The organism is Pseudoxanthomonas sp. F37, assembly GCF_022965755.1.
Taxonomy (GTDB): domain Bacteria; phylum Pseudomonadota; class Gammaproteobacteria; order Xanthomonadales; family Xanthomonadaceae; genus Pseudoxanthomonas_A.
Genome location: NZ_CP095187.1, coordinates 759662 through 782661, shown reverse-complemented (window position 1 = coordinate 782661; position 23000 = coordinate 759662). Strand labels below are relative to the sequence as shown.

The 23000-nt window shown below is 69.2% G+C and carries 24 protein-coding genes and 1 pseudogene; 12 read left to right on the top strand and 13 right to left on the bottom strand.

Going from position 1 to position 23000, the window contains the following annotated elements:
• Positions 1 to 22: 22 nt before the first annotated feature.
• A complete protein-coding gene (locus MUU77_RS03535; protein ID WP_245094198.1) occupies positions 23 to 358 on the top strand; it encodes an OmpA family protein in 336 nt (111 codons plus the stop codon).
• A gap of 80 nt (positions 359 to 438) precedes the next feature.
• Here the strand turns inward: MUU77_RS03535 and MUU77_RS03530 are convergent, their stop codons facing one another.
• Positions 439 to 984, bottom strand: a complete 546-nt coding sequence (locus MUU77_RS03530; protein ID WP_245091638.1) for a hypothetical protein — start codon at positions 982 to 984, stop codon at positions 439 to 441.
• A gap of 152 nt (positions 985 to 1136) precedes the next feature.
• Complete coding sequence (locus tag MUU77_RS03525; RefSeq protein WP_245091636.1) at positions 1137 to 2168, bottom strand: LysR family transcriptional regulator; 1032 nt, start codon at positions 2166 to 2168, stop codon at positions 1137 to 1139.
• 347 nt (positions 2169 to 2515) lie between these two features.
• Between MUU77_RS03525 and MUU77_RS03520 the strand changes: the two genes are divergently transcribed.
• The 7 genes from MUU77_RS03520 (at position 2516) to MUU77_RS03490 (ending at position 11231) form a co-directional block, all read left to right on the top strand.
• A complete protein-coding gene (locus tag MUU77_RS03520; protein ID WP_245091634.1) occupies positions 2516 to 2959 on the top strand; it encodes a hypothetical protein in 444 nt (147 codons plus the stop codon).
• Complete coding sequence (locus MUU77_RS03515; RefSeq protein ID WP_245091632.1) at positions 2956 to 3762, top strand: SDR family NAD(P)-dependent oxidoreductase; 807 nt, start codon at positions 2956 to 2958, stop codon at positions 3760 to 3762. Before MUU77_RS03520 ends, MUU77_RS03515 begins: the two co-directional genes overlap by 4 nt.
• A gap of 126 nt (positions 3763 to 3888) precedes the next feature.
• Positions 3889 to 5091, top strand: coding sequence for an efflux RND transporter periplasmic adaptor subunit (locus tag MUU77_RS03510; protein ID WP_245091630.1), 1203 nt, complete (start codon positions 3889 to 3891; stop codon positions 5089 to 5091).
• Positions 5092 to 5180: 89 nt separating this feature from the next.
• A complete protein-coding gene (locus tag MUU77_RS03505; protein ID WP_245091628.1) occupies positions 5181 to 8339 on the top strand; it encodes a multidrug efflux RND transporter permease subunit in 3159 nt (1052 codons plus the stop codon).
• Positions 8340 to 8400: 61 nt separating this feature from the next.
• Complete coding sequence (locus MUU77_RS03500; protein WP_245091626.1) at positions 8401 to 9150, top strand: SDR family oxidoreductase; 750 nt, start codon at positions 8401 to 8403, stop codon at positions 9148 to 9150.
• Positions 9144 to 10559 carry an efflux transporter outer membrane subunit gene (locus MUU77_RS03495; protein ID WP_245091624.1) on the top strand — a complete coding sequence of 472 codons (1416 nt, stop codon included), beginning with the start codon at positions 9144 to 9146 and terminating at the stop codon, positions 10557 to 10559. Before MUU77_RS03500 ends, MUU77_RS03495 begins: the two co-directional genes overlap by 7 nt.
• A gap of 162 nt (positions 10560 to 10721) precedes the next feature.
• The gene (locus MUU77_RS03490; protein WP_245091622.1) at positions 10722 to 11231 is read left to right on the top strand and encodes an acyloxyacyl hydrolase; all 510 of its coding nucleotides are present in this window, start codon (positions 10722 to 10724) and stop codon (positions 11229 to 11231) included.
• A gap of 176 nt (positions 11232 to 11407) precedes the next feature.
• On the opposite strand, the gene MUU77_RS03485 is transcribed toward MUU77_RS03490, so the two are convergent.
• Positions 11408 to 11938, bottom strand: coding sequence for a lipocalin family protein (locus MUU77_RS03485; RefSeq protein ID WP_245094195.1), 531 nt, complete (start codon positions 11936 to 11938; stop codon positions 11408 to 11410).
• A 114-nt stretch (positions 11939 to 12052) separates the two neighbouring features.
• Positions 12053 to 12406 carry a BON domain-containing protein gene (locus MUU77_RS03480; protein WP_245091620.1) on the bottom strand — a complete coding sequence of 118 codons (354 nt, stop codon included), beginning with the start codon at positions 12404 to 12406 and terminating at the stop codon, positions 12053 to 12055.
• A gap of 174 nt (positions 12407 to 12580) precedes the next feature.
• Here MUU77_RS03480 and MUU77_RS03475 point away from each other — a divergent pair, with 174 nt between their 5' ends.
• Positions 12581 to 13633 carry an oxidoreductase gene (locus MUU77_RS03475; RefSeq protein WP_245091618.1) on the top strand — a complete coding sequence of 351 codons (1053 nt, stop codon included), beginning with the start codon at positions 12581 to 12583 and terminating at the stop codon, positions 13631 to 13633.
• Positions 13634 to 13717: 84 nt separating this feature from the next.
• Here MUU77_RS03475 and MUU77_RS03470 read toward each other — a convergent pair whose 3' ends face one another.
• The 3 genes from MUU77_RS03470 to soxR are packed head-to-tail and all read right to left on the bottom strand — an operon-like array spanning position 13718 to position 15374.
• Positions 13718 to 14335 (bottom strand): HAD family hydrolase, encoded by a 618-nt coding sequence (locus MUU77_RS03470; RefSeq protein WP_245091616.1) that lies wholly within the window; start codon positions 14333 to 14335, stop codon positions 13718 to 13720.
• Entirely contained in the window at positions 14322 to 14855 is a 534-nt protein-coding gene (locus MUU77_RS03465) for a DUF2059 domain-containing protein (protein ID WP_245091614.1), read from the bottom strand. Before MUU77_RS03465 ends, MUU77_RS03470 begins: the two co-directional genes overlap by 14 nt.
• A 54-nt stretch (positions 14856 to 14909) precedes the next feature.
• Complete coding sequence (gene soxR, locus MUU77_RS03460; protein WP_245091612.1) at positions 14910 to 15374, bottom strand: redox-sensitive transcriptional activator SoxR; 465 nt, start codon at positions 15372 to 15374, stop codon at positions 14910 to 14912.
• A 66-nt stretch (positions 15375 to 15440) separates the two neighbouring features.
• Here soxR and MUU77_RS03455 point away from each other — a divergent pair, with 66 nt between their 5' ends.
• Entirely contained in the window at positions 15441 to 16013 is a 573-nt protein-coding gene (locus MUU77_RS03455) for an NAD(P)H-dependent oxidoreductase (RefSeq protein WP_245091610.1), read from the top strand.
• A 54-nt stretch (positions 16014 to 16067) separates the two neighbouring features.
• Complete coding sequence (locus MUU77_RS03450; RefSeq protein WP_245091608.1) at positions 16068 to 17915, top strand: ABC transporter ATP-binding protein; 1848 nt, start codon at positions 16068 to 16070, stop codon at positions 17913 to 17915.
• Positions 17916 to 18217: 302 nt separating this feature from the next.
• Here the strand turns inward: MUU77_RS03450 and MUU77_RS03445 are convergent, their stop codons facing one another.
• The 6 genes from MUU77_RS03445 to MUU77_RS03420 form a co-directional block, all read right to left on the bottom strand.
• Positions 18218 to 18661, bottom strand: a complete 444-nt coding sequence (locus tag MUU77_RS03445; RefSeq protein ID WP_245091606.1) for a hypothetical protein — start codon at positions 18659 to 18661, stop codon at positions 18218 to 18220.
• An 84-nt stretch (positions 18662 to 18745) separates the two neighbouring features.
• Positions 18746 to 18940: a CPXCG motif-containing cysteine-rich protein gene (locus MUU77_RS03440; RefSeq protein ID WP_245091604.1), complete on the bottom strand. Its 195-nt coding sequence runs from the start codon at positions 18938 to 18940 to the stop codon at positions 18746 to 18748.
• Entirely contained in the window at positions 18940 to 19227 is a 288-nt protein-coding gene (locus MUU77_RS03435) for a DUF3247 family protein (RefSeq protein ID WP_245091602.1), read from the bottom strand. The genes MUU77_RS03440 and MUU77_RS03435 overlap by 1 nt, the downstream gene beginning before the upstream one ends.
• 57 nt (positions 19228 to 19284) lie before the next feature.
• Complete coding sequence (locus tag MUU77_RS03430) at positions 19285 to 19962, bottom strand: type 1 glutamine amidotransferase domain-containing protein (protein ID WP_245091600.1); 678 nt, start codon at positions 19960 to 19962, stop codon at positions 19285 to 19287.
• Between the two features lie 57 nt (positions 19963 to 20019).
• On the bottom strand, positions 20020 to 20925 hold the full coding sequence (gene gnd / locus MUU77_RS03425) for a phosphogluconate dehydrogenase (NAD(+)-dependent, decarboxylating) (RefSeq protein WP_245091598.1): 906 nt from the start codon (positions 20923 to 20925) through the stop codon (positions 20020 to 20022).
• A gap of 94 nt (positions 20926 to 21019) precedes the next feature.
• Positions 21020 to 21718: an alpha/beta fold hydrolase gene (locus MUU77_RS03420; RefSeq protein WP_245091596.1), complete on the bottom strand. Its 699-nt coding sequence runs from the start codon at positions 21716 to 21718 to the stop codon at positions 21020 to 21022.
• A gap of 114 nt (positions 21719 to 21832) precedes the next feature.
• On the opposite strand from MUU77_RS03420, the pseudogene MUU77_RS03415 reads away from it, so the two are divergent.
• A pseudogene (locus MUU77_RS03415) lies at positions 21833 to 22731 on the top strand (TIGR01777 family oxidoreductase).
• Positions 22732 to 23000: the final 269 nt, after the last annotated feature.

The window sequence follows — 23000 nt, the reverse complement described above, 5'->3', positions numbered from 1 at the left end:
GGCGTCCGCGCACGCGGCGCCGATGGCGGCCGCCGACGTGGTGGATGGACGCAGCGCGCGCATCCTGTTCGACAGCGGTTCGGCCGTGGTGCCGGCCGACACCACGGCGCGCCTGTCCGGCGTGCTGGGCACGCTGGCCGCCGATCCGGGCAAGCGTGTCCGCGTGTCCGGCTTCCACGATGCCAGCGGCGATGCCGCCGCGAACGAAGCGCTGGCCAGGCAGCGTGCCGAAGCCATCCAGCAATGGCTGGTGGTCAATGGCGTGGCGGCCGACAGAATCACGCTGGACAAGCCGGCGCAGACCACCGGCAGCGGCGATGCCGATGAGGCGCGGCGCGTGGACGTGATGGTGGAGTAGTCAGTCCTGCGGATGCACTGCAAAGAGGGCGGCCCTGGGCCGCCCTCTTTGTTTGTTGCAGGAGCGACGGCGCCCACTGATCACGGCGTCGCCTGCAGCGCCACCACGCGCACGTCGACGTCCTTGCAGGCAGCGTCCCGGCAGATGCCGTTCACCCAGGCCTCGCCGTTGCCGAACATCACGCCCTTGTAGTTGACCATCAGCTGCGAATACCTCTGCCGCCTGATCGCTTCGGCGATGGCAGGGGTCATGATGCGATCGTATTCGCGCACGAAGGCCTCGGCATCGGTCACCTTGAGCGGTTGGCCGTCGCGCACGGTGGAGAACGGGTACTCCACCAGGGCCGCCACGGCGGCCGCGTCGCTGGCCGTCACCGCCTGCTGGAGCTGGCGGATCACCGCCTCGTAGCGGGCGTGGTCGCCCAGCACCTCATCGATGGCCCGGTTTACCGCAAGCGGATCGTCGACGGTCCCGGCCACGGGGGATGTGGCTGCGGGCGCCCCGGCCGGTGCATCCGCGACCGGATCGGCCGGCGCTGCCGCCTGCGTGGAAGCGGCGTGGTCGGACGTGGCGGGCGTGCAGGCCGCCAGCCACAGCGCCGCGAACACGGCCATCGGTGTCTTCATCGTGCGGATTCCTGTCAGGGGAGACGCGGTGCGGCAGGCCATCCCAGGCGACAATCCAACTCCGGCGATGCGCCCCATGCTAGCCAGCCCGGCGCCCGATTGCGTTCGGGAATCGTTAGTGAGCGCCTCCGCCCCGGTCCGCCTTCCTCGCTTCAGCTCAGCACGTCCGCCAGCACCTTGCGCCCCACCGCCACCGCTGCCGCCTCGGTTTCCGGCACGGCTTCGGCCGCCGCGCGCGCTTCGGCCTGCTGCTTCAGGTACACCGGGCAGTGTTCCATCATGTAGTCGACGTCGAACTTCATGCGTTCGACCAGGAAATCGACGAATGCACGGACCTTGGGCGACTGCACGTGGCCGCGGGGGAACACCGCGTTGAACTCGTACTCCGGCCCGGTCCATCCCGCCAGCACGCGCTGCAGGTGGCCCTGCTCCAGGTACGGCTTCACCATGATGTCCGCGCCCAGCATCAGGCCTTCGCCGCACAGCAGCGCGCCTTTCAGTGCGGCCGGATCGTTGGCCACCAGGATGGGATTGATCGGGTAGTCGTGCTCGCCGTCCGTGCCGTGCAACGTCATCGCCCAGCCGCTTCCGCGGCGGTGCTTCTGCATCGCCAGCACGCGGTGGTGCTGCAGGTCGTCGGGGTGGAGCGGCTCGCCGTAGCGCGCCAGGTACTTGGGGCTGGCGTACACCTGCGTGCGCAGGGTGTTCAGGCGGCGCGCCACGAGGTTCGAATCGGGCAGGCTGCCGACGCGCAACGCCACGTCGATCTCGCCCGAGATCAGGTCCAGGTTGTCGTTGGCCAGGACCATCTCCACGCGGATCTCGGGATACTGCGCGTGGAATTCGCCCAGCAGCGGCGCGATCTTGTCGATGCCGATGGAATACGGCGCGGTGAAGCGCAACCAGCCGCGTGGACCGGCATGCAACTGGCTGACCGCGCTGGCCGCTTCGCTCAGTTCGCGCGCGATGCGCTGGCAGTGCTCGTAGTAGACGTTGCCGGCTTCGGTCAGGCCCAGCTTGCGCGTGGTCCGGTGCAGCAGCTGCGCGCCCAGGCGCGTCTCCAGCTCCTGCACCTTGCGGCTCACCGTGGTCTTGGGCAGGCGCAACACGTTGGCGGCGGCGATGAAGCTGCCCTGTTCCACCACCTTGACGAAGATCAGGGTGTCGTTGAGATCGTGGCTCATCGTTTGCTCCGGGGAAAGGGCATTGGCCCGCTGACGGGATGATTATTCCCCTAAATCAGGACTAATCAAGTCCTCATTGCGGGCGTAATGTCGCATCCGTCGCCACAGCACGGGTTTCCCGCCATGTTGTTCACCCGCCTCTTCCAGACCCTGGAACATCCTGCCTCGCCGCAGGAAGTCGCGTCCCCACAGGCTTTTCGCCGCGCCAAGCACCTGATCCGGCAGGAACTCGCCGGTCCTGTCGTGGTGCCCCGCGGGCAGCGGGGTGGCGTGATTGGTGGCGGTCGCCGTCTCAATACCCCGACATTGTGGAATGGGATTATCCCCACTGCGGGAGTATTCATCCCATGAGCGGAACAGTCGCCCACGCCCGCCCGACGAATGGCGCCACGGCCGGCCACGCGGCGGCGCTGCGCCTTGCCCGTTGCCAGCCGTTCGCCGCGGCCGCGCAGGATCGTGCAACGGAAGCGCAGGATCCGGATATCGGCCATGTCCATCGCGCCGCCACACTGCGCGGCATGCCTCGTTCCCTCTTCCGCGCCGCGCGACGCTGGCTCGACGCCGGTGTGCGCCTGCTCGCCCGCGTGTTCCGCGCATCGGCCGTCCCGTCGTCCTCCTCCCCCGCGACGGGCCGGCCGGTCTCGCGCGCCCTCTTTGCCGGCAAGGCAATGGGGTTCCGCGAGTTCACCGCGCCGCGCGCCTTCGACGACGGCGGGCGTTCGCGTCTGCGCGTGAAGACGGCGGGCGCCGGCGCGCGCGTCATCCCGCTGCGCCAGCGGAGCCGGCAATGAGCCTGAGCCGCGACGGCCTCACTCCCGGCGCGCTGGTGCTCGGCGCGGGCGGCAACGTCGGCTTCGGCGTGGTCGGCGCGCTGCTGGAAGCCGGCAGCCCGGTACTCGCCGTCGGCCGCGAAGGCCCGCGCATGAGCGCGCTGGCCGAGCACTTCGAGGACGAGCCTGGACTGGAACTGCTGCACGTGCCCTGCATCCACGACGACCGCGATGCGGCGCGCCTGGCCGGGCAGGTGCGCGAACGCGGCCGGCCGCTGCGCGCGGTGTTCGCCAGCATGGGCACACCCCCGCAGAGCGGTCGGCTGCTGGACCGTCCCGCCAGCTTCCTGCTGGAGCGCCTGGAAGCGGACCTGATTCCCCACCTGGCCGCCGCGCGCCACCTGTTGCCGCTGCTGGCCGAGGGCCAGCATGCGGCCAACTACGTGCTGATCGGCGGTCCCTACGCCGAGCGCGGCTGGTCCGGTTACGGACACGCCTCGGTGACCGGCGCGGCGATGCGCATGCTCGCCCAGGTATTGCACGAAGAGGCGCACGCACTGGGCGTGCGCGTGCAGCTGTTGTCGGTCGACAAGCCCGTGTGCACGCCCGAGAACGCCATCAACGCCTGCGCCGAATGGCCGGACGCGCTGGCGGTCGGACGCAGCGCGGTGTCCTTGCTGACCCGCGGCGACCGCGCTTCGCAGTCCATCGTCACCTGGTCCGCGCGCGATGCCAGGCCGCCGGAGCAGACGCTCGCCTGCGACTTCGAAGAGACGTTGTGGGCGGTCGCCGGCGCGCGGCGCAACGGCCGCGCCTCCGCCTGACTGTCACGCCAGCGCATGCTCCGCCGTCCTCGCAACATCGCATCGATCTTCCGCTTGACCTCAACCTGACTTCAGGTCGCATCCTGACCTGCCGCTTTCTCCTCTCCCCCAAAGAGACCACCACCCATGAACACGCATCTCTCTTCTCTTCCGCGTTCGCAACGTCTGCTGGCGCTGGGCGCCTCCAGCGTCCTCGCCCTTGCGGTGCTGGCGGGCTGCAGCGGACAGGCCGCCGAGCAGGGCGCGCCCCCGCCGCCGCAGGTCAGCGTGGCCGCGGTGCCGGTCAAGACCGTCAGCCAGTGGGACGAGTTCAGCGGCCGTGTGGAAGCCATCGAACACGTCGACCTGCGTCCGCGCGTGTCCGGCTACATCGAGCGCGTCAACTACACCGAAGGGCAGGAAGTGAAGAAGGGCCAGGTGCTGTTCACCATCGACGCCCGCAGCTACCGCGCCGAACTGGCCCGCGCACAGGCCGAACTGGCCCGCGCCCGCACCCAGGCCGAGCTGGGCCGCAGCGAGGCCGCGCGCGCCAAGCGCCTGGCCGACCTGCAGGCGCTGTCCACCGAAGAGTACGAACAGCGCCGCGCCAACGCCGACCAGGCGCAGGCCAACGTCGCGGCCGCGCAGGCCGCGGTGGAAAGCGCGCGCCTGAACCTGGAATGGACCCAGGTGCGCGCGCCCATCGACGGCCGTGCCGGTCGCGCCCTGGTCACCGCCGGCAATCTGGTCAGCGCGGGCGATGCCGCCAGCGTGCTGACCACGGTGGTGTCGCTGGACAAGGTGCACGTGCACTTCGATGCCGACGAACGCGCCTTCCTGCGCTACGCCGAGATGGCGCGCAAGGGCGAACGCCCGAGCGAGCGCGACGGCAAGGTGCCGGTGCAGGTGGCGCTGGCCGACGAAAGCGACTTCCCGCATGCCGGCGTGGTCGATTTCCTCGACAACCAGGTCGACCGCAGCACCGGCACCATCCGCGCCCGCGCCGTACTCGACAACGCCGACCGCGTCTTCACCCCCGGCCTGTACGCCCGCGTGCGCCTGCTGGGCAGCGGCCGGTTCCAGGCCGCGCTGGTGGACGACAAGGCCGTGCTGACCGACCAGGACCGCAAGTACGTCTACGTGGTCGACAAGGACGGCAAGGCGCAGCGCCGCGATGTGCAGATCGGCCGCATGGCCGACGGCCTGCGCATCGTCGAAAAGGGACTGGCGGCCGGTGACCGGGTGATCGTCAGCGGCGTGCAGAAGGTGTTCTTCCCCGGCATGCCGGTGGACGCCAAGACCGTGGCGATGGGCGCGCCGGCACCGGCCCAGGCCGTCGCCAAGAACTGACGCGCTTTCCATCGCAATGCGCAACCCACGCCTGCCGCTCCTGCGGCAGGCGGCGGGGACGCTCTTTCTTCTTTCAAGGAAATCCACCCATGGACTTCTCAAGATTCTTCATCGACAGGCCGATCTTCGCCGCCGTGCTGTCGATCGTGATCTTCGCCGCCGGCCTGATCTCCATCCCGCTGCTGCCCATCGGCGAATACCCCGAAGTGGTGCCGCCCTCGGTGGTCGTGCGCACGGTATACCCCGGCGCCAACCCCAAGGTCATCGCCGAAACCGTCGCCACCCCGCTGGAGGAAGCCATCAACGGCGTCGAGGACATGATGTACGTCAAGTCCGTCGCCGGCTCCGATGGCGTGCTCTCGCTGACGGTGACCTTCAAGCCGGGCACCGACCCGGACGAGGCCGCCGTGCGCGTGCAGAACCGCGTGTCCCAGGCGCAGGCGCGCCTGCCCGAGGACGTGCGCCGGCAGGGCGTGACCACGCAGAAGCAGTCGCCGGTGTTCCTGATGGTGGTGCACCTGACCTCCAAGGACGGCAAGTACGACTCGCTGTACCTGCGCAACTACATGCGCCTGCACGTGAAGGACGAACTGGCGCGCATTCCCGGCGTGGGCGACGCCCAGCAGTTCGGCGGCGGCGACTACGCCATGCGCCTGTGGCTGGATCCGGACAAGGTGGCCGCGCGCGGCATGACCGCCAGCGACGTGCTGCGCGCGGTGCGCGAGCAGAACGTGCAGGTCTCGGCCGGCCAGCTGGGCGCCGAACCGATGCCCAACGGCAGCGACTTCCTGCTGCCGATCAATGCCAAGGGCCGCCTGGAGACTGTCGAGGAATTCGGCAACATCGTGCTGAAGAGCGGCGCCGACGGCGAGATCGTACGGCTGGCCGACGTGGCCCGCATCGAGCTTGCCGCCGGCGACTACACCCTGCGCGCGCGCCTGGATGGCAAGAACGCCTCGGCGATCGGCATCTTCCAGGCGCCCGGCGCCAACGCGCTGGAGATCCGCGACGCGGTGGTGGCGAAGATGGACGAGATCCGTCCGACCCTGCCGCCGGGCGTGGAGATCCAGTCCATCTACGACACCACGATCTTCGTGCGCGATTCCATCAAGTCGGTGATCAGCACCCTGCTGGAAGCCACCCTGCTGGTGGTGCTGGTGGTGATCCTGTTCCTGCAGACCTGGCGCGCATCGATCATCCCGCTGCTGGCCGTGCCCGTCTCCGTGGTCGGTACGTTCGCGGTGCTGTACCTGCTGGGCTACTCGATCAACACGCTGACCCTGTTCGGCCTGGTGCTGGCGATCGGCATCGTGGTGGACGACGCCATCGTGGTGGTGGAGAACGTGGAGCGCCACATCGAGCACGGTGCCACCCCGCTGGAAGCCGCGCACCTGGCCATGAAGGAAGTCTCCGGGCCGATCATCGCCATCGCCCTGGTGCTGTGCGCGGTGTTCGTGCCGATGGCCTTCCTGACCGGCGTCACCGGCCAGTTCTACAAGCAGTTCGCCGTCACCATCGCCATTTCCACGGTGATCTCGGCGATCAACTCGCTGACCCTGTCGCCGGCGCTGGCCGCCAAGCTGCTGAAGCCGCACGACGCCGCCAAGGACGCCCCGTCGCGCCTGATCGACCGCCTGTTCGGCTGGCTGTTCCGTCCGTTCAACCGCTTCTTCAAGCGCAACTCGGAACGCTACGAAGGCGCGGTGTCGCGCGCCCTGGGCAAGCGCGGCGCGGTGTTCGTCGTCTACCTCGTGCTGCTGGTCGGCGCGGGCCTGATGTTCCGCACGGTGCCGGCGGGCTTCATCCCGGTGCAGGACAAGCTGTACCTGATCGCCGGCGTGAAGATGCCGGAAGGCGCCTCGATCGAGCGCACCGATGCGGTGCTGAAGAAGATGGCCGCCATCGCCAAGGAGGTGGACGGCGTGGCCAACGAGGTCGCGTTCCCGGGCCTGAACCCGCTGCAGTTCACCAACACCCCGAACAACGGCGTGGTGTTCTTCACCCTGAAGCCCTTCAGCGAGCGCTCGCGCAGCGCCGAAGAGATCACCGCCGAACTCAACCAGAAGTTCGCCGGCATCCAGGAAGGCTTCACCTTCGCCTTCATGCCGCCGCCGATCCAGGGCCTGGGCAACGGCTCGGGCTGGTCGCTGTTCGTGGAGGACCGCACGCGGCTGGGCTATGGTGAGCTGCAGAACGCCGTGCAGGCGTTCCAGGGCGCGGCGTCGCAGACGCCCGGCCTGGGCTTCCCGATCAGCAGCTACCAGGCCAACGTGCCGCAGCTGGATGCCGAGGTCGACCGCGTGAAGGCCAAGGCGCAGGGCGTGCCGCTGACCGAGCTGTTCGACACGCTGCAGACCTATCTGGGTTCGGCCTACGTCAACGACTTCAACATGTTCGGCCGCACCTGGCAGGTCATCGCCCAGGCCGACGGTCCGTTCCGCGACAACGTCGAGGACATCGCCAACCTGCGCACCCGCAATGCCAACGGCGAGATGGTGCCGGTGGGCAGCATGGTGAACATCAGGCAGACCTACGGCCCGGACCCGGTGATCCGCTTCAACGGCTATCCGGCCGCCGACCTGCTGGGCGAAGCCGACCCGCGCATCCTGTCCTCCGGCGAAGCGATGGCCAAGGTCACCGAGCTGGCGCAGCAGGTGCTGCCGCCCGGCATGGGCATCGACTGGAGCGACCTGAGCTACCAGCAGGCCACCCAGGGCAAGGCCGCGCTGGTGGTGTTCCCGCTGGCCGTGCTGCTGGCCTTCCTGGTGCTGGCCGCGCTGTACGAAAGCTGGACGCTGCCGCTGGCGGTGATCCTGATCGTCCCGATGACGCTGCTGTCGGCGCTGTTCGGCGTATGGGTCATGGGCGGCGACAACAACGTGTTCGTGCAGGTCGGCCTGGTGGTGCTGATGGGCCTGGCGTGCAAGAACGCGATCCTGATCGTCGAGTTCGCCCGCGAACTGGAACTGCAGGGCAAGGGCATCGTGGAAGCCGCCCTGGAAGCCTGCCGCCTGCGCCTGCGTCCCATCGTCATGACCTCGGTCGCCTTCATCGCCGGCACGGTGCCGCTGGTGCTGTCCTCGGGCGCCGGTGCGGAAGTGCGCTCGGTCACCGGCATCACCGTGTTCGCCGGCATGCTGGGCGTCACCCTGTTCGGCCTGTTCCTGACCCCGGTCTTCTACGTCGCCCTGCGCAAGCTGGCCAACCGTCCGCTGGTGTCCCACGCGCCCGCAGCGGCGCACGGATGACCTATCCCGCCGGGACCGCTGCGTGCGATCCCTGCCCTCCCTCCCGACAAAGGAAAACGAGATGAATACCGCATCGAAGATCGCGCTGGTCACCGGCGCCACCCGCGGCATCGGCCGCGAAACCGTCCGCCAGCTGGCCGAAGCCGGCGTGCATACCCTGCTGGCCGGCCGCCACCGCGACAAGGCCGTGGAAGCCGCGCTGGAGCTGCAGGCGCAGGGCCTGCCGGTGGAAGCCATCGCGCTGGACGTCACCGACAGCGCCAGCATCGCCGCCGCCGTGAAGGAGGTCGAGCAGCGCCACGGCAGGCTCGACATCCTGGTGAACAACGCCGGCATCCTCGTCGACGACGCCAGCAAGGGCGTGTCGGGCCAGTCGCTGCAGACCTGGCGCACCACCTTCGATACCAACGTGTTCGGCCTGATCGAGACCACGCAGGCGTTCCTGCCGCTGCTGCGCAAGTCCGATGCCGGCCGCATCGTCAACGTGTCCAGCCTGCTGGGTTCGATATCCGAGCACCAGAACCCGGCCTCCTTCATCTACGAGTTCAAGGGCGTGCCGGCCTACAACGTGTCCAAGAGCGCGGTGAACGCGTGGACCGTACACCTGGCCCACGAATTGAAGGACACCGGCATCAAGGTCAACACGATCCATCCGGGCTACGTGCAGACCGACATGAACAAGTCCGGCGACCAGCAGAACGGCGAACTGTCCGTGCCGGAAGGCGCGCGCACCAGCGTGCGGCTGGCCCTGATCGGCAACGACGGCCCGACCGGCGGCTATTACTACTTCGACCAGGTGCTGCCATGGTGATCCGTCCCCTCGTCATCGGCATCGCGTCGGTGGTGTTGGCCGGTTGCGTCACCGTGGGGCCGGACTACGCGGCGCCGCAGACCGCGCCGGCCGCCTTGCAGCACGCGGCTTCCGCCGAATACGTGGCCGACCATCCGGTCGCCGCGTGGTGGAGCCAGTTCGACGACCCGGTGCTCGACCAGCTGGTGCGCGAATCGCTGCTGGCCAACCCCGATGTGCGCATCGCCGTGTCGCGCGTGGATGAAGCGCGCGCGGTGTTCTCCGAACGGCGCTGGGACCTGGCGCCGCATGTGACCGCCGGCGTGGAAGGCACGCGCACCAAGCAGCCCGTCGAGGGCCAGGGCCGCGTGCAGACCGACAGCTACTCGGCCGGCTTCGATGCGGCCTGGGAACTGGACCTGTTCGGGCGCGTGCGCCGCAGTGCCGAGGCCGCGCACGCGGACCTGCAGGCGCAGCGCAACGACCTGCAGGCGGCGCAGGTGACCGTGGCCGCGGAGGTGGCGCGCAACTATTTCGAGTTGCGCGGCACGCAGAAGCGGCTGGACGTGGCGCGGCGGATCCTGGTCAGCCTGGGCGAAACCCAGCGCCTGACCGAGTCGCGCTTCGACCTCGGCGCCGGCAGCCAGCTGGAGGTGCAGAGCAGCCTCGCCCGGGTGAAGGCGGTGGAGGCCGAGGTGCCGTTGCTGGAAACCGCCGAAGGCCAGGCGCGCCATCGCCTCGCCGTGCTGGTCGGCAAGCGTCCCGGCGAACTGGATGCGCTGCTCGCCCCGCGCGAGGCGCCGGCGTTCGCCAAGGCCCTGCCGATCGGCGACACCACCGAGCTGCTGCGCCAGCGGCCCGACGTGCGCGCGGCGGAGCGTCGCCTGGCGGCGGCCACCGCACGCGTGGGCGTCGCCACCGCCGACCTGTTCCCGCGGGTCAGCCTGCGCGGCTTCGTCGGCTTCCTGTCCGGCGGCTGGGGCAACCTGTTCAACGGCGACAACCGCGCCTGGCAGGTGACGCCTTCGATCAGCTGGGCCGCGTTCGACATGGGCAGCGTGCGTGCGCGACTGCGCGCGAGCGAAGCCCAGGCCGACGGCGTGGCCGCCCAGTACGAGAAAACCGTACTGGGCGCGCTGGAAGATACGGAAAACGCATTGCTGTCCTATGCCAAGCAGCAGGCCCAGCTGAAATTCCGGCTGGAACAATCCGTTGCCGCGCGCCGTGCAGCGGAGCTGGCCGAAGTCCGGTATCGTGCCGGCTCGTCGGACTTCCTCACCCTGCTCGACGCCCAGCGTACCCAACTGGCCGCCGACGATGCGCTGGCACAGGCGGAGGCAGGCGTGAACGTGGGCGTGGTCGCGATCTACAAGTCGCTGGGCGGCTGGGGCGAGCAGGATGTCGCGCCTGCGCTGGCTGCGCAGCCCTGAGTCTTTCCGCCACGCGGCTCTTCCGACAATGCATTGCATGCCGCGCCCTGCCCGGGCGCGGTCCCTCTTACCCTTCGAGTGTCACCCGTGTTCGCTGCACATCCCCACACCCCCTCCTTCACCTCCTCCCTTTCCTCTTCCCTCCGCCGCGCGCTGCCCCGGTTGGCGTTGGGCGCTGTGCTGGCCTCGGCCGCCACGCAGGCCTTCGCCGCCGAGCCGCGCAGTGCCTGGTTCGTCCAGGGCGGCGTGGCCGAAGACGCGCAGTCGCTGACCGTCGGCATGAGCCGCGACTGGCGCTGGCAGAAGCAGTACCGCTACGGCCATATCAGCGGCCAGTGGCAGGGCGAAGTCGCGCGCTGGCACAGCGACAGCCAGAACAGCACGCAGGTGGGCGTGACGCCGGCGGTGCGCTGGCGCCCGAACGGATGGGACAACGGCTGGTTCGTCGAAGGCGGCATCGGCCTGAACGTCATCTTCCCCAAGTACGACACGCGCAAGAAGGAATTCAGCACCACCTTCAACTTCGGCGACCACATCGCCATCGGCAAGCGCTTCGGCGCCGATCAGCAGCACGAGTGGTCGGTGCGCTTCCAGCACTTTTCCAACGGCCGCATCAAGAAGCCGAACCCGGGCGAGAATTTCCTCCAGTTCCGCTACACGCAACGGTTCTGAGGCCTGAGTTCCGCTTGTCGTGGGAGCGACCTGTCGTGGGAGCGACGCCCGTCGCGGCGGTCGCGCGAGGGGAGCATGGCGGATACGGAATGCATCCGTCTGGATCCAGCCCCCGATGACACGCGGTTCCGCCGTTCGCGACGTGCCTCGCTCGCACATCAGCCGACATCACCCGCCTACCGCAGCGGCGCCGCCATGACCAGCGGCGCCAGGTCGTATCCCATCCCTTCCGCCTTCGCCTTCAGCTGCTCGAACAGCGCGCGGTCCATCGACGGCTCGCGCGAGAGGATCCACAGGTAGTCGCGCCCCGGCTCGCCCACCATCGCCCACTGGTAGTCCGGGTCCAGCGCTATCACCCAGTAGTCGGCCCACACCGCGGGCAGCCACGCCAGCCAGTCGGGTGCGAACCGCACTTCCAGTCGGCCCGGATGGCCTTCCACCGGACGGGCGGTGCCCTGCGACTGGTCCCTGCTGCCATCCTTCGTGCGGCATGCATTGAGCACACCGATCCTGCCGGGACCGTCCAGCGAGTAGCGGGCGGTGATGTCGCCCACGCACTGGCGCTGGAAGAACATCGGCAGGTGCGCGATCTCATGCCATTGTCCGGCATAACGCGACAGGTCGAGTTCGGGCACCGAAGCGACCGGCTGCGCGGCGCTGGCTGCCGCCGAACAGCAGACCAGCGACGCGGCGATCGCACCGCGCATCACCCAGCGACTCATGGCGTTCACTCCTGGACAGGATGAGGCGGTGCCCCGACAGAGAAGCGGGCGCATCCTACGCTGGGATGCGCCCGCTCCGTGCCACAACCCGGGCGGCGGTTACTTCGAGGCCAGCGTCAGCCCGCCGGCATCGACGCGCTTGACGCCCTTGATCTGCTGGGCGACCGCGACCGCCTTGTCCTTCTGCGCCTGGCTGGCCACCGCGCCCGTGAGGGTCACCACGCCATCGACGGTTTCGACCTTGATGTCCAGGCCGGACACGTTCTCCGTGGCCAGCAGGTCGGCCTTGACCTTGGTGGTGATCCAGGTGTCGGTGACGGGCTGCGAAGAGTCGTTCTGCGCGTTCTCCTCGGGCTCGTTCGGCGGGTTGTCTGCCAGCACGTGGCCGGCGGAGAACAGCAGGGCGGTGGCGAACGTGGCCGCCAGCAGCGAGCGGGTGCGTGCGTGCTTCATGGAGATTCCTCCTTGTGGTGTCGCGCCGCCAGTCTCGCCATCCGTTCGTACAGTGCACGTGAAATGCGGGGCCGGGTTCAGCCGACGGTTGCAGGGGATTCATCCAGGTGCAGGCCCGGTCAATGCATGCGATCCACTAAGATGGTCCCGTCGCCCCCATGCAAGCATGCGCGCATGAACGTTCCCCTCCGCCTGGCCCTTGTCGGTTACGGCTTCGTCGGCAAGGTCTTCCATGCGCCGCTGATCCAGGCCACGCCCGGACTGGTCCTGCACACCGTCGTCTCGCGCGATGCCGGCAAGGTGCACGCGGACTGGCCCGATGCGCACGTGGTCGCGGACGCGCACGCCGCCTTCGCCGATTCCGCCATCGACGCGGTGGTGATCGCCTCGCCGAACGCCTCGCACGCGCCGCTGGCGATCGCCGCGCTGGGCCATGGCAAGCACGTGGTGGTCGACAAGCCATTCACGGTGACGCTGGCGCAGGCGCGCGACGTGGCCGCGGCGGCGCGCCGGGCGGACCGCGTTGTCAGCGTGTTCCAGAACCGGCGCTGGGATGCGGATTTCCTCACCGTGCAGCGCCTGCTGGACGAAGCGCTGCTCGGCCGCGTGGCGGAATTCCACTCGCACTTCGACCGCTTCCGTCCCATCGTGCAGGACCGCTGGCGCGAGGACGACGCCCCCGGCGGCGGCCTCTGGTACGACCTGGGGCCCCACCTGCTCGACCAGGCATTGCAGCTGTTCGGCCTTCCCGAGGCGATCAGCGCCGACATCGCGCGGCTGCGCGATGGTGCCAGGGCACCGGACTACTTCCATGCGACGCTGCGCTATCCCACCCATCGCGCGCACCTGCATGCCGGCACGCTGGTGGCGGGCAGCGGCCTGCGCTTCGCCGTGCACGGCACGCGCGGCAGCTACCTCAAGCACGGACTGGACGTGCAGGAGGACCAGCTGCGGGCGGGCATGGTGCCGGGCGCCCCCGGCTGGGGCGTGGACACGCGCGCCGGGGAAGTCGTGTTCGAGCGCGACGGACGTCTCGTCGCGGAGATCGCGCACGCAGAGGCCGGCGACTATCGGCGCTACTACGCCGCCTTCCGCGATGCCGTGCTGCACGGCACCCCACCGCCGGTGACGCCGCAGCAGGCGCTGGAGGTCATGCGGCTGATCGAACTGGGGATGCGGAGCAGTGAGGAGCGCCGCGAGCTGGGATTCGACGTGGGAGCGACGTAAGTCGCGACGGGCAAGCATCTTTGCACCGAACCTCTGCTGCTTCCGGCTTTCGCGACTCACGTCGCCCCCACGACCGCAGGGCACTCAGGCCACCTCTTGCCCCCGATACGTCCGGTAGTGCGCCATCGCCAGCATGGCCTGGTCTTCGTGCGTATCGCCATAGGCGTGGATGGCGGCGTAGGCCCGCGGATCGCACAGCGCGCGCACGCGGCGCACCTTTTCCTGGCCGACGCATTGCGGGCCCGCATAGCCGGTGATGCGTCCACCGCGCTCGGCCAGCACCGAGCACAGCAGTTCGACGCCCTGGCCGGCGCACCACGGCGCCAGATAGACATCCAGCCCTCCGGACACCACCACGACGCGGTCGCCGCGTTCGCGATGCCAGGCCAGCCGCGCCATCGCCTGCGGCCGCAGCAGGCCCGGCAGCACATCGCGCGCGAACGCCTCGCCCTGCGCACGCAGGCGCGCCGCACGCACGCCGCGCAGCCCCACCTGCACGATGCTGGCGCGGGTGGGATTGCCCGCCACCCAGCCGCGCCGGTAGCCGAACACCACCGGCGCCAGCAGCGCGCCGCCGACCAGCAGCCGCGGCCGTGCGACCGCGTAGCGCATGAACTCCGGAAACGTCTCGCGCGTGGTCAGCGTGCCATCGAAGTCGAACAGGGCCAGGTCGCCCACGGCCAACGGCTCAGTGGCCACCATGTGGTGCAGGGGCCTCGGTTCCGGCCGGCGCCTCTGCGTCCCGCAGTTCCTCCGCCAGGATCTGCTGCATCGCGGGCATCAGAGCGCCCATCCGCTCCTGCATGGCCCGCATCGAGTGCTGCATGACCAGCGGCATCTTGTCGACGACGGCCCTGCCTGCCGGCGTGCGGTAGAACACGAGCATGCCCTGCACCTCATCCTCGCTGAACGACGCGCGGTAGATGTCCATGTACATCGGCGCCAGCACGTCCCAGGACAGCTCCTGCCTCATCAGCGCCATCGTCCGTACGCTGAGCCGGTCCACCCGCGCCTGCTGTTCGGCCGTGAGCGTGCCACCGAAGGCCTGCCGCATCGCGTCCGTGTACATCGCATCCACCTGGCCGTAGACCTGGTCGAGCAGCTGGCGCGCCTTCGTGGCCTCCAGCAACTCGCGCACCGACGCCTCGCTGGCAGGCTCAGGAGGCGCGCCGAATGCGGGCGATGCCACGGCGAACAACAGGCACAACATCCACTTCTTCATATGCGATCCCCGGCCGCGCCGACCTTGGCGCCGCGGCAGCATACGGCATACGGACTACGGGTTTTCCTCCAGCAGGCGTGCGCCCGGCCCCTCTTCGGCCAGCGCGTCCCGGGGATTGCGCAGCGGGCAGGCCTTCAGCGACAGGCAACCGCAGCCGATGCAGCCGTCGAGCTGGTCGCGCAGGCGGGTCAGGCTGCCGATGCGGGCGTCCAGCGCATCCCGCCAGCGTGCCGAGAGCCTCTTCCAGTCGGCGGCGGTGGGCGTGCGGTTCTCCGGCAACGACGACAGCGCGGCCTGGATCTCCGCCAGCGGGATGCCGGTGCGCTGGGCCACCTTGATGACGGCGACGCGACGCAGCACTTCGCGCGGGTAGCGGCGCTGGTTGCCGGCGTTGCGCCAGCTGTGGATCAGTCCCTTGGACTCGTAGAAGTGCAGGGTGGAGACCGCGACGCCCGCGCGTGCCGCCACCTGGCCGACGGTGAGCTCCGTTTCGATGGGGGGACGCTGTTTTCCCGGCATGGCGCATTGACCTCAAGAATGCTTGAGGTTCTACCCTGCCGTCCCCTCTCCTGGCAACCCGTTCCCATGCAAGATCCGCTTCATCTGGCCCTGCTGTACGGCAGCACGCGCGAGGGCCGCTTCTGCGACACCGTCGCCGACTGGCTGCGTGCGCAGCTGGCAATGCGGCGCGACTACACCGTCGACGCCATCGACCCCGCCCTGCTGGACCTGCCGCACCGCCATGGCGGCGCACCGAGCGCCGACCTGGTGAATCTGCAGCAACGCATCTGGCGCGCGGACGCCTTCGTGGTGGTGGTGCCGGAGTACAATCATGGCTACCCCTCTGCGTTGAAGTTCGTGATCGATTCGGTCCAGGCCCACTGGCAGGCCAAACCGGTCGCGTTCGTGGCCTACGGGGGCCACAGCGGCGGCGTCCGCGCGGCCGAGCAGCTGCGGCAGGTGTTCTCCGGCCTGCATGCGGTGCCGGTCCGCGATGGCGTGTACTTCCCGCAGGCATGGGACCGCTTCGACGCCACGGGCAGGCCGCGCGAGGGCGATGCCAGCGCACGCGCCGCGCGCCGCATGCTGGACCAGCTGGCCTGGTACGGCCATGCGCTCCGCCAGGCGCGCGCGGCCTGGCCTTATCCCGCCGGCTGAGCCGGTACGTTTTCCCCGGCGCCGCCCGACGTGCGCCCCCGATGGACCGACCCGATGTTCCGATTCTTCGAAACCCGCATCAATCCCTATCCCAAGGGCGAACCCGCCACGCCGCCGCGGAAGCTGCTGCCGTTCCTGCTGCACTACTCGCGTCCGCTGCTGCCGTGGCTGCTGGCGATGTCGGTACTTACGGGGGTGATCTCCGCACTGGAGATCGCCTTCTTCGACTACATGGGGCAGCTGGTCGACTGGATGGGCGGCACCGGCCGCGACAGCTTCCTGCGGGTGCACGGCGAGAAGCTGCTGTGGATGGGCCTGCTGGTGGTGGTGGCCTACCCGCTGCTGGTGCTGGTGCAGTCGCTGATCATCCACCAGACCATCTTCGGCAACTACCCGATGATCGCCCGCTGGCTGTCGCACCGTTACCTGCTGCGGCAGAGCGTGGGCTTCTTCCAGGACGAGTTCGCCGGCCGCATCTCGCAGAAGGTCATGCAGACCGCGCTGTCGATCCGCGAGACGGTGATGAAGCTGATGGACGTGTTCGTCTACGTGGTCGTCTACTTCGTCGGCACGGTGGTGCTGGTGGCGCAGGCCGACATCTGGCTGGTGCTGCCGCTGGTGGTGTGGCTGGCGAGCTACCTGTTGCTGGTGTTCCACTTCGTGCCGCGCCTGCAGAAGGTCTCGATGGCGCAGTCGGACGCACGCGCGCAGATGACCGGCCGCATCGTGGACAGCTACACCAACATCCAGACCATCAAGCTGTTCGCCCACACCATGCGCGAGCAGGACTATGCGCGCGGGGCGATGGACGAGTTCATGGTCACCGTGCACGCGCAGATGCGGCTGGTCACCCAGCTGACCGTCGCCCTGCATACGCTCAATGCGTTCCTGCTGGCCAGTGTGGCCGGCGTGGCGATCTGGGCCTGGCTGCAGGCCTCCATCTCGATGGGCGCCATCGCGGTGGCCATTGCGCTGGTGATGCGCATCCGCTCGATGTCGGACTGGATCCTGTGGGAAGTGGCCGGCCTGTTCGAGAACATCGGCACCGTCGAGGACGGCATGGGCACGCTGGCCCAGCCGCTGGCGATCGCCGATGCACCGGGCGCGAAGGACCTGGTGGTCGCGCGGGGCGAGATCCGCTTCGACCACGTGAAGTTCCACTACGGCCGCGAAGCCAAGGTGATCGACGACCTGTCGCTGGTCATCCGGCCCGGCGAGAAGGTCGGCATCGTCGGCCGTTCCGGCGCCGGCAAGTCGACCCTGGTGAACCTGCTGCTGCGCTTCTACGACGTGGAAGGCGGGCGCATCCTGATCGACGGCCAGGACGTGGCGCACGTCACCCAGGAATCGCTGCGCCGGAACATCGGCATGGTCACCCAGGACACCTCCCTGCTGCACCGCTCGATCCGCGACAACATCCGCTACGGCCGACCCGATGCGACCGAAGAGGAGCTGCTGGAGGCATCGCGCCGCGCGCATGCGGACGAGTTCATCCGCGGGCTGTCCGACGCCAAGGGCCGCAGCGGCTACGACACCCAGGTGGGCGAGCGCGGCGTGAAGCTTTCCGGCGGCCAGCGCCAGCGCGTGGCGATCGCGCGCGTGCTGCTGAAGGACGCGCCCATCCTGGTGCTGGACGAAGCGACCTCGGCGCTGGACTCGGAAGTCGAGGCGGCCATCCAGGAGCAGCTCTACGCGCTGATGGAGGGCAAGACGGTGATCGCCATCGCGCACCGCCTGTCCACCATCGCCGTGCTCGACCGCCTGGTGGTGATGGACGGTGGCCGCGTGATCGAGAGCGGCAGCCACGAGGAACTGCTGCAGCAGGATGGCCTGTACGCCGCGTTGTGGCGCCGCCAGTCCGGCGGCTTCATCGGCGTGGACCTTGAGGACGCCGAGGCGTGATGCGCCGTCCCTCACCTAATGCAGCGGGGAGACGACCACATCCCTCTCTCCCCGTGAAACGGGCAGAGGGGGCCGAAAGCCTGCCCCGTACCTGATACGGGGGCGGGTGAGGGGCGAGGAAGCCAGTGTCATCGACGCGGCATCGCCACCTCCGACGTCGCGGTCCCAAAGCGCAGCGCTTGCTCAGTCCAGCATCGCGCCCGCCCCGCATCCGGCCTCCGGCCCCCTTCTCCCCGCCGCGCGGGGAGAAGGGAACAAAAAAGCCGCCGGTTCCCCGGCGGCTTTTCTTTGTCGAGCGAAGCTCAGGACAGCCAGCCGCGTGCCTGCGCCCTGTTGGCGTACCACAGCAGGAACAGCGCGATCGCCAGCAGCACCGCCGGCATCGCCAGTCCGGCCATCCCGTAGGCGGCCCAGGCCGGCGTCACCACATAGGCGCCGATCAGCTGCACCAGCAGGCCGGTCAGCGACAGCAGGAACATCGTCGCCGCCCATTTCTTCTTCAGCAGCATTCCCAGCGCACCCAGCACGCCGGCGAACACCGCCACCGCAAAGGCGATGTTGAGCCAGCCCGGCGTGGCCTCGTAGACCTGGCGTTGTGCGTCGGTCATCGCCGCCAGCTGCCCGGCGGACATGTTGACCTGCAGGTACCACATGGCCGCGCCGATCAGGTTCCATACCAGCGCGGCCAGGCCGGTGATCCAGAAGCCCAGCGACGGCTTGTTTGCAGCATGCGTGGTCGTATTCATCTCCCCTCCCCGGGTTGGTTGCAGGACCGGGGCCGAGCATACGCCCGCCCGCGGCGATACGCGCGTTACGGTTCCGCAACGCCGTCAGGCGTCATCCTGTCCCCACGCATCCACCAAGACCATGCCCTCGTCGTCCACGCTCACGCGCACTTCGATCGGCCGACAGCAGACGTGGCAGTCCTCGACGTAGCGCTGGTCGCCAGCCGAATCGTCCACCACCAGGGTGATGGTTTCCCCGCAGTACGGGCAGGCGATGTCGGCGGTCGGCAGGTGCGGCATCAGGCCGACCCCAGCGGCGTCACCGATGCGATGCGGTCCAGCCACAGGTAATGGGTGACGTCCGGCCGCCGGTGGTCGTCGATGCGCACCACCGCATTGAAGCCCTCGTGGCCGTCGCCATCGCGGAACACCTGCACGCTGGGGCGCGTGGTGACCACGCCGGTGATCGAACCGCCATCGGTCAGGTGCAGTTCCACCACCGCCTCGTCGGGCAGCTGCGACACCAGCGCCTCCATCCGCGCGATGTCCTCCTGCCGGGTATACAGATGTTCGGGTGCCGCGCTCATGGACAACCTCCTTGCGGCCGCCACGCTACGCGCGCGGCGGTAAACCCTCGTGAAGCCTCAGCGCAGCAGGCGTAGCAGGTCTTCGGCCGCCGCCTCGGACGAGGCCGGGTTCTGCCCCGTCACCAGCTTTCCGTCGGTGACCACGTACGACTGCCACGCGGGGCCCCGCTCGTAGTGCGCACCGTTCTTCTTCAGCGCATCCTCCAGCGAGAACGGCACCACCCCGGCCAGGCCCACGGCCTCTTCCTCCTCGTCGGAGAACGCGGTGACCCGCTTGTCCTTCACCAGCGGCTCGCCCAGGGCGCCACGGGTATGCCGGAACACCGCCGGGCCGTGGCAGACCGCGGCCACGGGCTTGCCGGCGGAGAAGGCCTGTTCGATCAGCCGGATCGAATCGGCGTCCTCGGCCAGGTCCCACAGCGGCCCATGGCCGCCGGGATAGAACACGGCGTCGAACGTCTCGTCCAGCACGTCCTTCAGCCGGCGCGTATTGGCCAGCGCCGACAGCGCCTCGGCGTCCTCGTTGAAGCGCACGGTGGCCGCGGTCTGCGCGTCCGGGGCATCGCTCTTGGGGTCCAGCGGCGGTTGCCCGCCCTTGGGCGAGGCCAGCAGCAGCTGCGCGCCCGCATCCTTGAACACGTAGTACGGCGCGGCGAATTCCTCCAGCCAGAAGCCGGTCTTGTGCCCGGTATCGCCCAGGCGGTCGTGCGACGTCAGTACCATCAGGATCTTCATGGAATGTCCTCCCGTGCAGGCCCGCAGACTGGCACTGCGGGCGATAAGGCCGGGTGATCAGCCCTGCTTCACCGCATGCCCGCCGAATTCGTTGCGCATCGCCGCCAGCAGCTTGTCGGCGTAGGAATCGTCGTCGCGCGAGCGCAGGCGTTCCAGCAGCGACAGGGTGATCACCGGCGCGGAGACGTTCAGGTCGATGGCCTCGGCGACGGTCCAGCGGCCTTCGCCGGAATCGGCCACGTACGGCGCAATGCCGTCCATTTGCGGGTTCTTCTTCAGCGCGTCGGCGGTCAGGTCCAGCAGCCACGAGCGCACCACGCTGCCATGGCGCCAGATCTCGGCCAGCGCCCCCAGGTCGAAGTCCATCGCCTGCTTGTGCTTGAGGATGGCGAAGCCTTCGGCGTAGGCCTGCATCATTCCGTACTCGATGCCGTTGTGGACCATCTTGGCGAAGTGGCCCGCCCCGCCCGGCCCCACGCGGCCCCAGCCGGTGTCCGGCGTGGGCGCGAGCGTGGCGAACACCGGCTGCAGGCGCGCCACCGCGTCGGCATCGCCGCCGATCATCAGGCTGTAGCCTTCGGCCAGGCCCCACACGCCGCCGCTGGTGCCGCAGTCGATGTAGTGGATGCCGGCCTCGGCCAGCTGCGTACCGCGGCGCTGGGTGTCCTTGTAGTTGGAATTGCCGCCGTCGATCACGGTGTCGCCGGCCGCCAGCAGCGGCCGCAGCTGGTCGAGGGTGTCGTCCACCACCTGGCCGGCCGGCACCATCAGCCACACCACGCGCGGCGTGGGCAGCGCGGAAACGGCGTTCTGCAGGTTCGCGTGCGCAATGATCCCGCGCGCGCCGGCCTGCTGGCGCGCCGCTTCGCCGGGGTCGTAGCCGCGCACCGTATGCCCGCCGCGTACCAGCCGTTCGGCCATGTTGGCGCCCATGCGCCCCAGCCCGATCATCGCCAGTTCCATGTGTACTCCCGTGGGTTCAACGAAAAAGAAAAGGATGCGCCATTGTCGCCGCCCTGCATGGCGGCGGCGTGCACCGGCGTGCGTGGCCGCCGCCTCACCACGCCTGCAGCCAGTCGCGCAGCACCGCCGTGGTTTCCTGCGGCACCTCCATCGGCGGCAGGTGGCCGCAGCGCGCGAACACGTGCAGGCGCGCGCCGGGAATGCGTTCGTGCAGCAGCCGCGACTCCTCCGGCAGGGTCATGCGGTCGTCCTCGCCCACCCCGATGAGCGTGGGCACGGCGATGGTGGGCAGCAGGGGCAGCGAATCGGGGTGGTCGAGGATGGCGCGCTGCTGGCGCAGGAACGCATCGCGGCCTACGCGCTGGGCCATCGCCATCACCGCTTCGCCCACCTCGCCGTCCACGCGGCTTGCGTGCACCAGTTGCGGCAGCAGCTTGCGGGTCACGCCGGCGAAGCGTCCGGATTCGGCCAGTGCCAGGCCCGCCTTGCGCACGGCCCGCCGCTTGGGGGGATCGGTGCGCGCGCTGGTGTCCAGCAGCGCCAGCCGCGCCACCCGTTGCGGCGCCTGGCGCAGGATCTCGAAGGCCACGTAGCCGCCCATGGACAGCCCGGCCAGCGCGAACACCGGCGGCGCCGCGTCCAGCACGCGCGCGGCCATGCCGGCCACGCTGTCGTCCCGGGTCAGGTCGGCGTGATGGACCGGGGCCAGGTCGGCCAGCGCGGCCGCGGGGTCGCGCCACAGGCGCGCATCGCACAGCAGGCCGGGCAGCAGGACCAGGGGAAGGGAAGCCATGGACATAGTGTAGGCGCGCACCTGTCGGCCGACCGACGGCCACCGCCGACGGTCCGTTCCACATCCGCAACACACGCCGCTGCGTAAGCTGTCCGGGTTTATGGAAGCCTTCCCATGCATGTCCTGATCACCGGCGGTACCGGCTTCATCGGCCAGGCGCTCTGCGCCGCGCTGCTGCAGGCCGGACACACCCTCAGCGTGCTGACGCGCGATCCCCCCGCGCACGGGCCCAGGTGCCGCCCGCCGCGCGGCTGCTGGCGACGCTGGACGAAGCGCGCGATGTGGAAGCCGTGGTCAACCTGGCCGGCGAACCGCTGATGGCCGGACGCTGGAACGCCACGCGCAAGGCGGCCTTCCGGGACTCGCGGCTGGGCACCACGCGCGCGCTGATCGGCTGGATGGCGCGGCAATCGGTCCGCCCGCGCGTCCTGGTCTCCGGTTCGGCCATCGGCTATTACGGCCCGCGCGGCGACGAGGCACTGGACGAATCCGCCGCCCCCGGCGACGACTTCGCCGCCCATCTCTGCCGCGACTGGGAAACCGAAGCGATGCAGGCCGAGGGCCTGGACGTGCGCACCTGCCGGGTGCGCACGGGCATCGTGCTGGGCACCGGCGGCGGCGCACTGGCGAAGATGCTGCCGCCATTCCGACTGGGCGCGGGCGGCCCGATGGGCGATGGCCGGCAATGGATGAGCTGGATCCACCGCGACGACCTGGCGGGGATGATCCAGTGGCTGCTGGAACGCGATCAGGCCGGCGGCGCCTACAACGGCACCGCGCCCACGCCGGTGACCAACCGCGATTTCGCCCGCGTGCTGGGCAAGGCGTTGAACCGGCCGGCGATCCTCCCAACCCCCGCCTTCGCCCTGCGCATGGGCTTCGGGGAAATGGCCGAACTGTTGTTGACCGGCCAACGGGTGCTGCCCGCGCACGCGCTGGCGGAGGGGTTCACCTTCCGCTTCCCTACGCTGGAGACCGCGCTGGATGACCTGCTGCGCGCCACGGCTACTTGAGCGCATGGCGCGAGAGCCTCCTCGTCTGGCGCGTCAGGCGATCTGCAAGTGTGACAAGTCCCAACAGAATCAAAGGGCCGCAGTTGAAGCCCCAAACTGGACGGCGCGTCAACATTCGGCAGCGAAGCTAGGTGACGGGATATCAGACAAGTAAATAAGTTTACCGAACTGACTTCTTTCACGGCTTGCAGAGCGCGCGTAATGTACGCCAAATGGACTCAATCACCCTCAGGGTGAATTGCTTGAGCCAGCCACAGGGAGTGAACGAC

Bases quoted from the DNA above. Each gene is read 5' to 3' on its own strand.
- MUU77_RS03430 (WP_245091600.1), bottom strand. From the start codon at position 19,962: ATGAAGATCCTGATGGTACTGACGTCGCACGACCGCCTGGGCGATACC.
- MUU77_RS03435 (WP_245091602.1), bottom strand. From the start codon at position 19,227: ATGAGCGCGGCACCCGAACATCTGTATACCCGGCAGGAGGACATCGCG.
- MUU77_RS03510 (WP_245091630.1), top strand. From the start codon at position 3,889: ATGAACACGCATCTCTCTTCTCTTCCGCGTTCGCAACGTCTGCTGGCG.
- MUU77_RS03420 (WP_245091596.1), bottom strand. From the start codon at position 21,718: ATGGCTTCCCTTCCCCTGGTCCTGCTGCCCGGCCTGCTGTGCGATGCG.
- MUU77_RS03475 (WP_245091618.1), top strand. From the start codon at position 12,581: ATGAACGTTCCCCTCCGCCTGGCCCTTGTCGGTTACGGCTTCGTCGGC.
- MUU77_RS03535 (WP_245094198.1), top strand. From the start codon at position 23: ATGGCGGCCGCCGACGTGGTGGATGGACGCAGCGCGCGCATCCTGTTC.
- soxR (WP_245091612.1), bottom strand. From the start codon at position 15,374: ATGCCGGGAAAACAGCGTCCCCCCATCGAAACGGAGCTCACCGTCGGC.
- MUU77_RS03520 (WP_245091634.1), top strand. From the start codon at position 2,516: ATGAGCGGAACAGTCGCCCACGCCCGCCCGACGAATGGCGCCACGGCC.
- MUU77_RS03465 (WP_245091614.1), bottom strand. From the start codon at position 14,855: ATGAAGAAGTGGATGTTGTGCCTGTTGTTCGCCGTGGCATCGCCCGCA.
- MUU77_RS03515 (WP_245091632.1), top strand. From the start codon at position 2,956: ATGAGCCTGAGCCGCGACGGCCTCACTCCCGGCGCGCTGGTGCTCGGC.
- MUU77_RS03495 (WP_245091624.1), top strand. From the start codon at position 9,144: ATGGTGATCCGTCCCCTCGTCATCGGCATCGCGTCGGTGGTGTTGGCC.
- MUU77_RS03450 (WP_245091608.1), top strand. From the start codon at position 16,068: ATGTTCCGATTCTTCGAAACCCGCATCAATCCCTATCCCAAGGGCGAA.
- MUU77_RS03480 (WP_245091620.1), bottom strand. From the start codon at position 12,406: ATGAAGCACGCACGCACCCGCTCGCTGCTGGCGGCCACGTTCGCCACC.
- MUU77_RS03445 (WP_245091606.1), bottom strand. From the start codon at position 18,661: ATGAATACGACCACGCATGCTGCAAACAAGCCGTCGCTGGGCTTCTGG.
- gnd (WP_245091598.1), bottom strand. From the start codon at position 20,925: ATGGAACTGGCGATGATCGGGCTGGGGCGCATGGGCGCCAACATGGCC.
- MUU77_RS03500 (WP_245091626.1), top strand. From the start codon at position 8,401: ATGAATACCGCATCGAAGATCGCGCTGGTCACCGGCGCCACCCGCGGC.
- MUU77_RS03505 (WP_245091628.1), top strand. From the start codon at position 5,181: ATGGACTTCTCAAGATTCTTCATCGACAGGCCGATCTTCGCCGCCGTG.
- MUU77_RS03470 (WP_245091616.1), bottom strand. From the start codon at position 14,335: ATGGTGGCCACTGAGCCGTTGGCCGTGGGCGACCTGGCCCTGTTCGAC.
- MUU77_RS03440 (WP_245091604.1), bottom strand. From the start codon at position 18,940: ATGCCGCACCTGCCGACCGCCGACATCGCCTGCCCGTACTGCGGGGAA.
- MUU77_RS03525 (WP_245091636.1), bottom strand. From the start codon at position 2,168: ATGAGCCACGATCTCAACGACACCCTGATCTTCGTCAAGGTGGTGGAA.
- MUU77_RS03485 (WP_245094195.1), bottom strand. From the start codon at position 11,938: ATGCGCGGTGCGATCGCCGCGTCGCTGGTCTGCTGTTCGGCGGCAGCC.
- MUU77_RS03455 (WP_245091610.1), top strand. From the start codon at position 15,441: ATGCAAGATCCGCTTCATCTGGCCCTGCTGTACGGCAGCACGCGCGAG.
- MUU77_RS03530 (WP_245091638.1), bottom strand. From the start codon at position 984: ATGAAGACACCGATGGCCGTGTTCGCGGCGCTGTGGCTGGCGGCCTGC.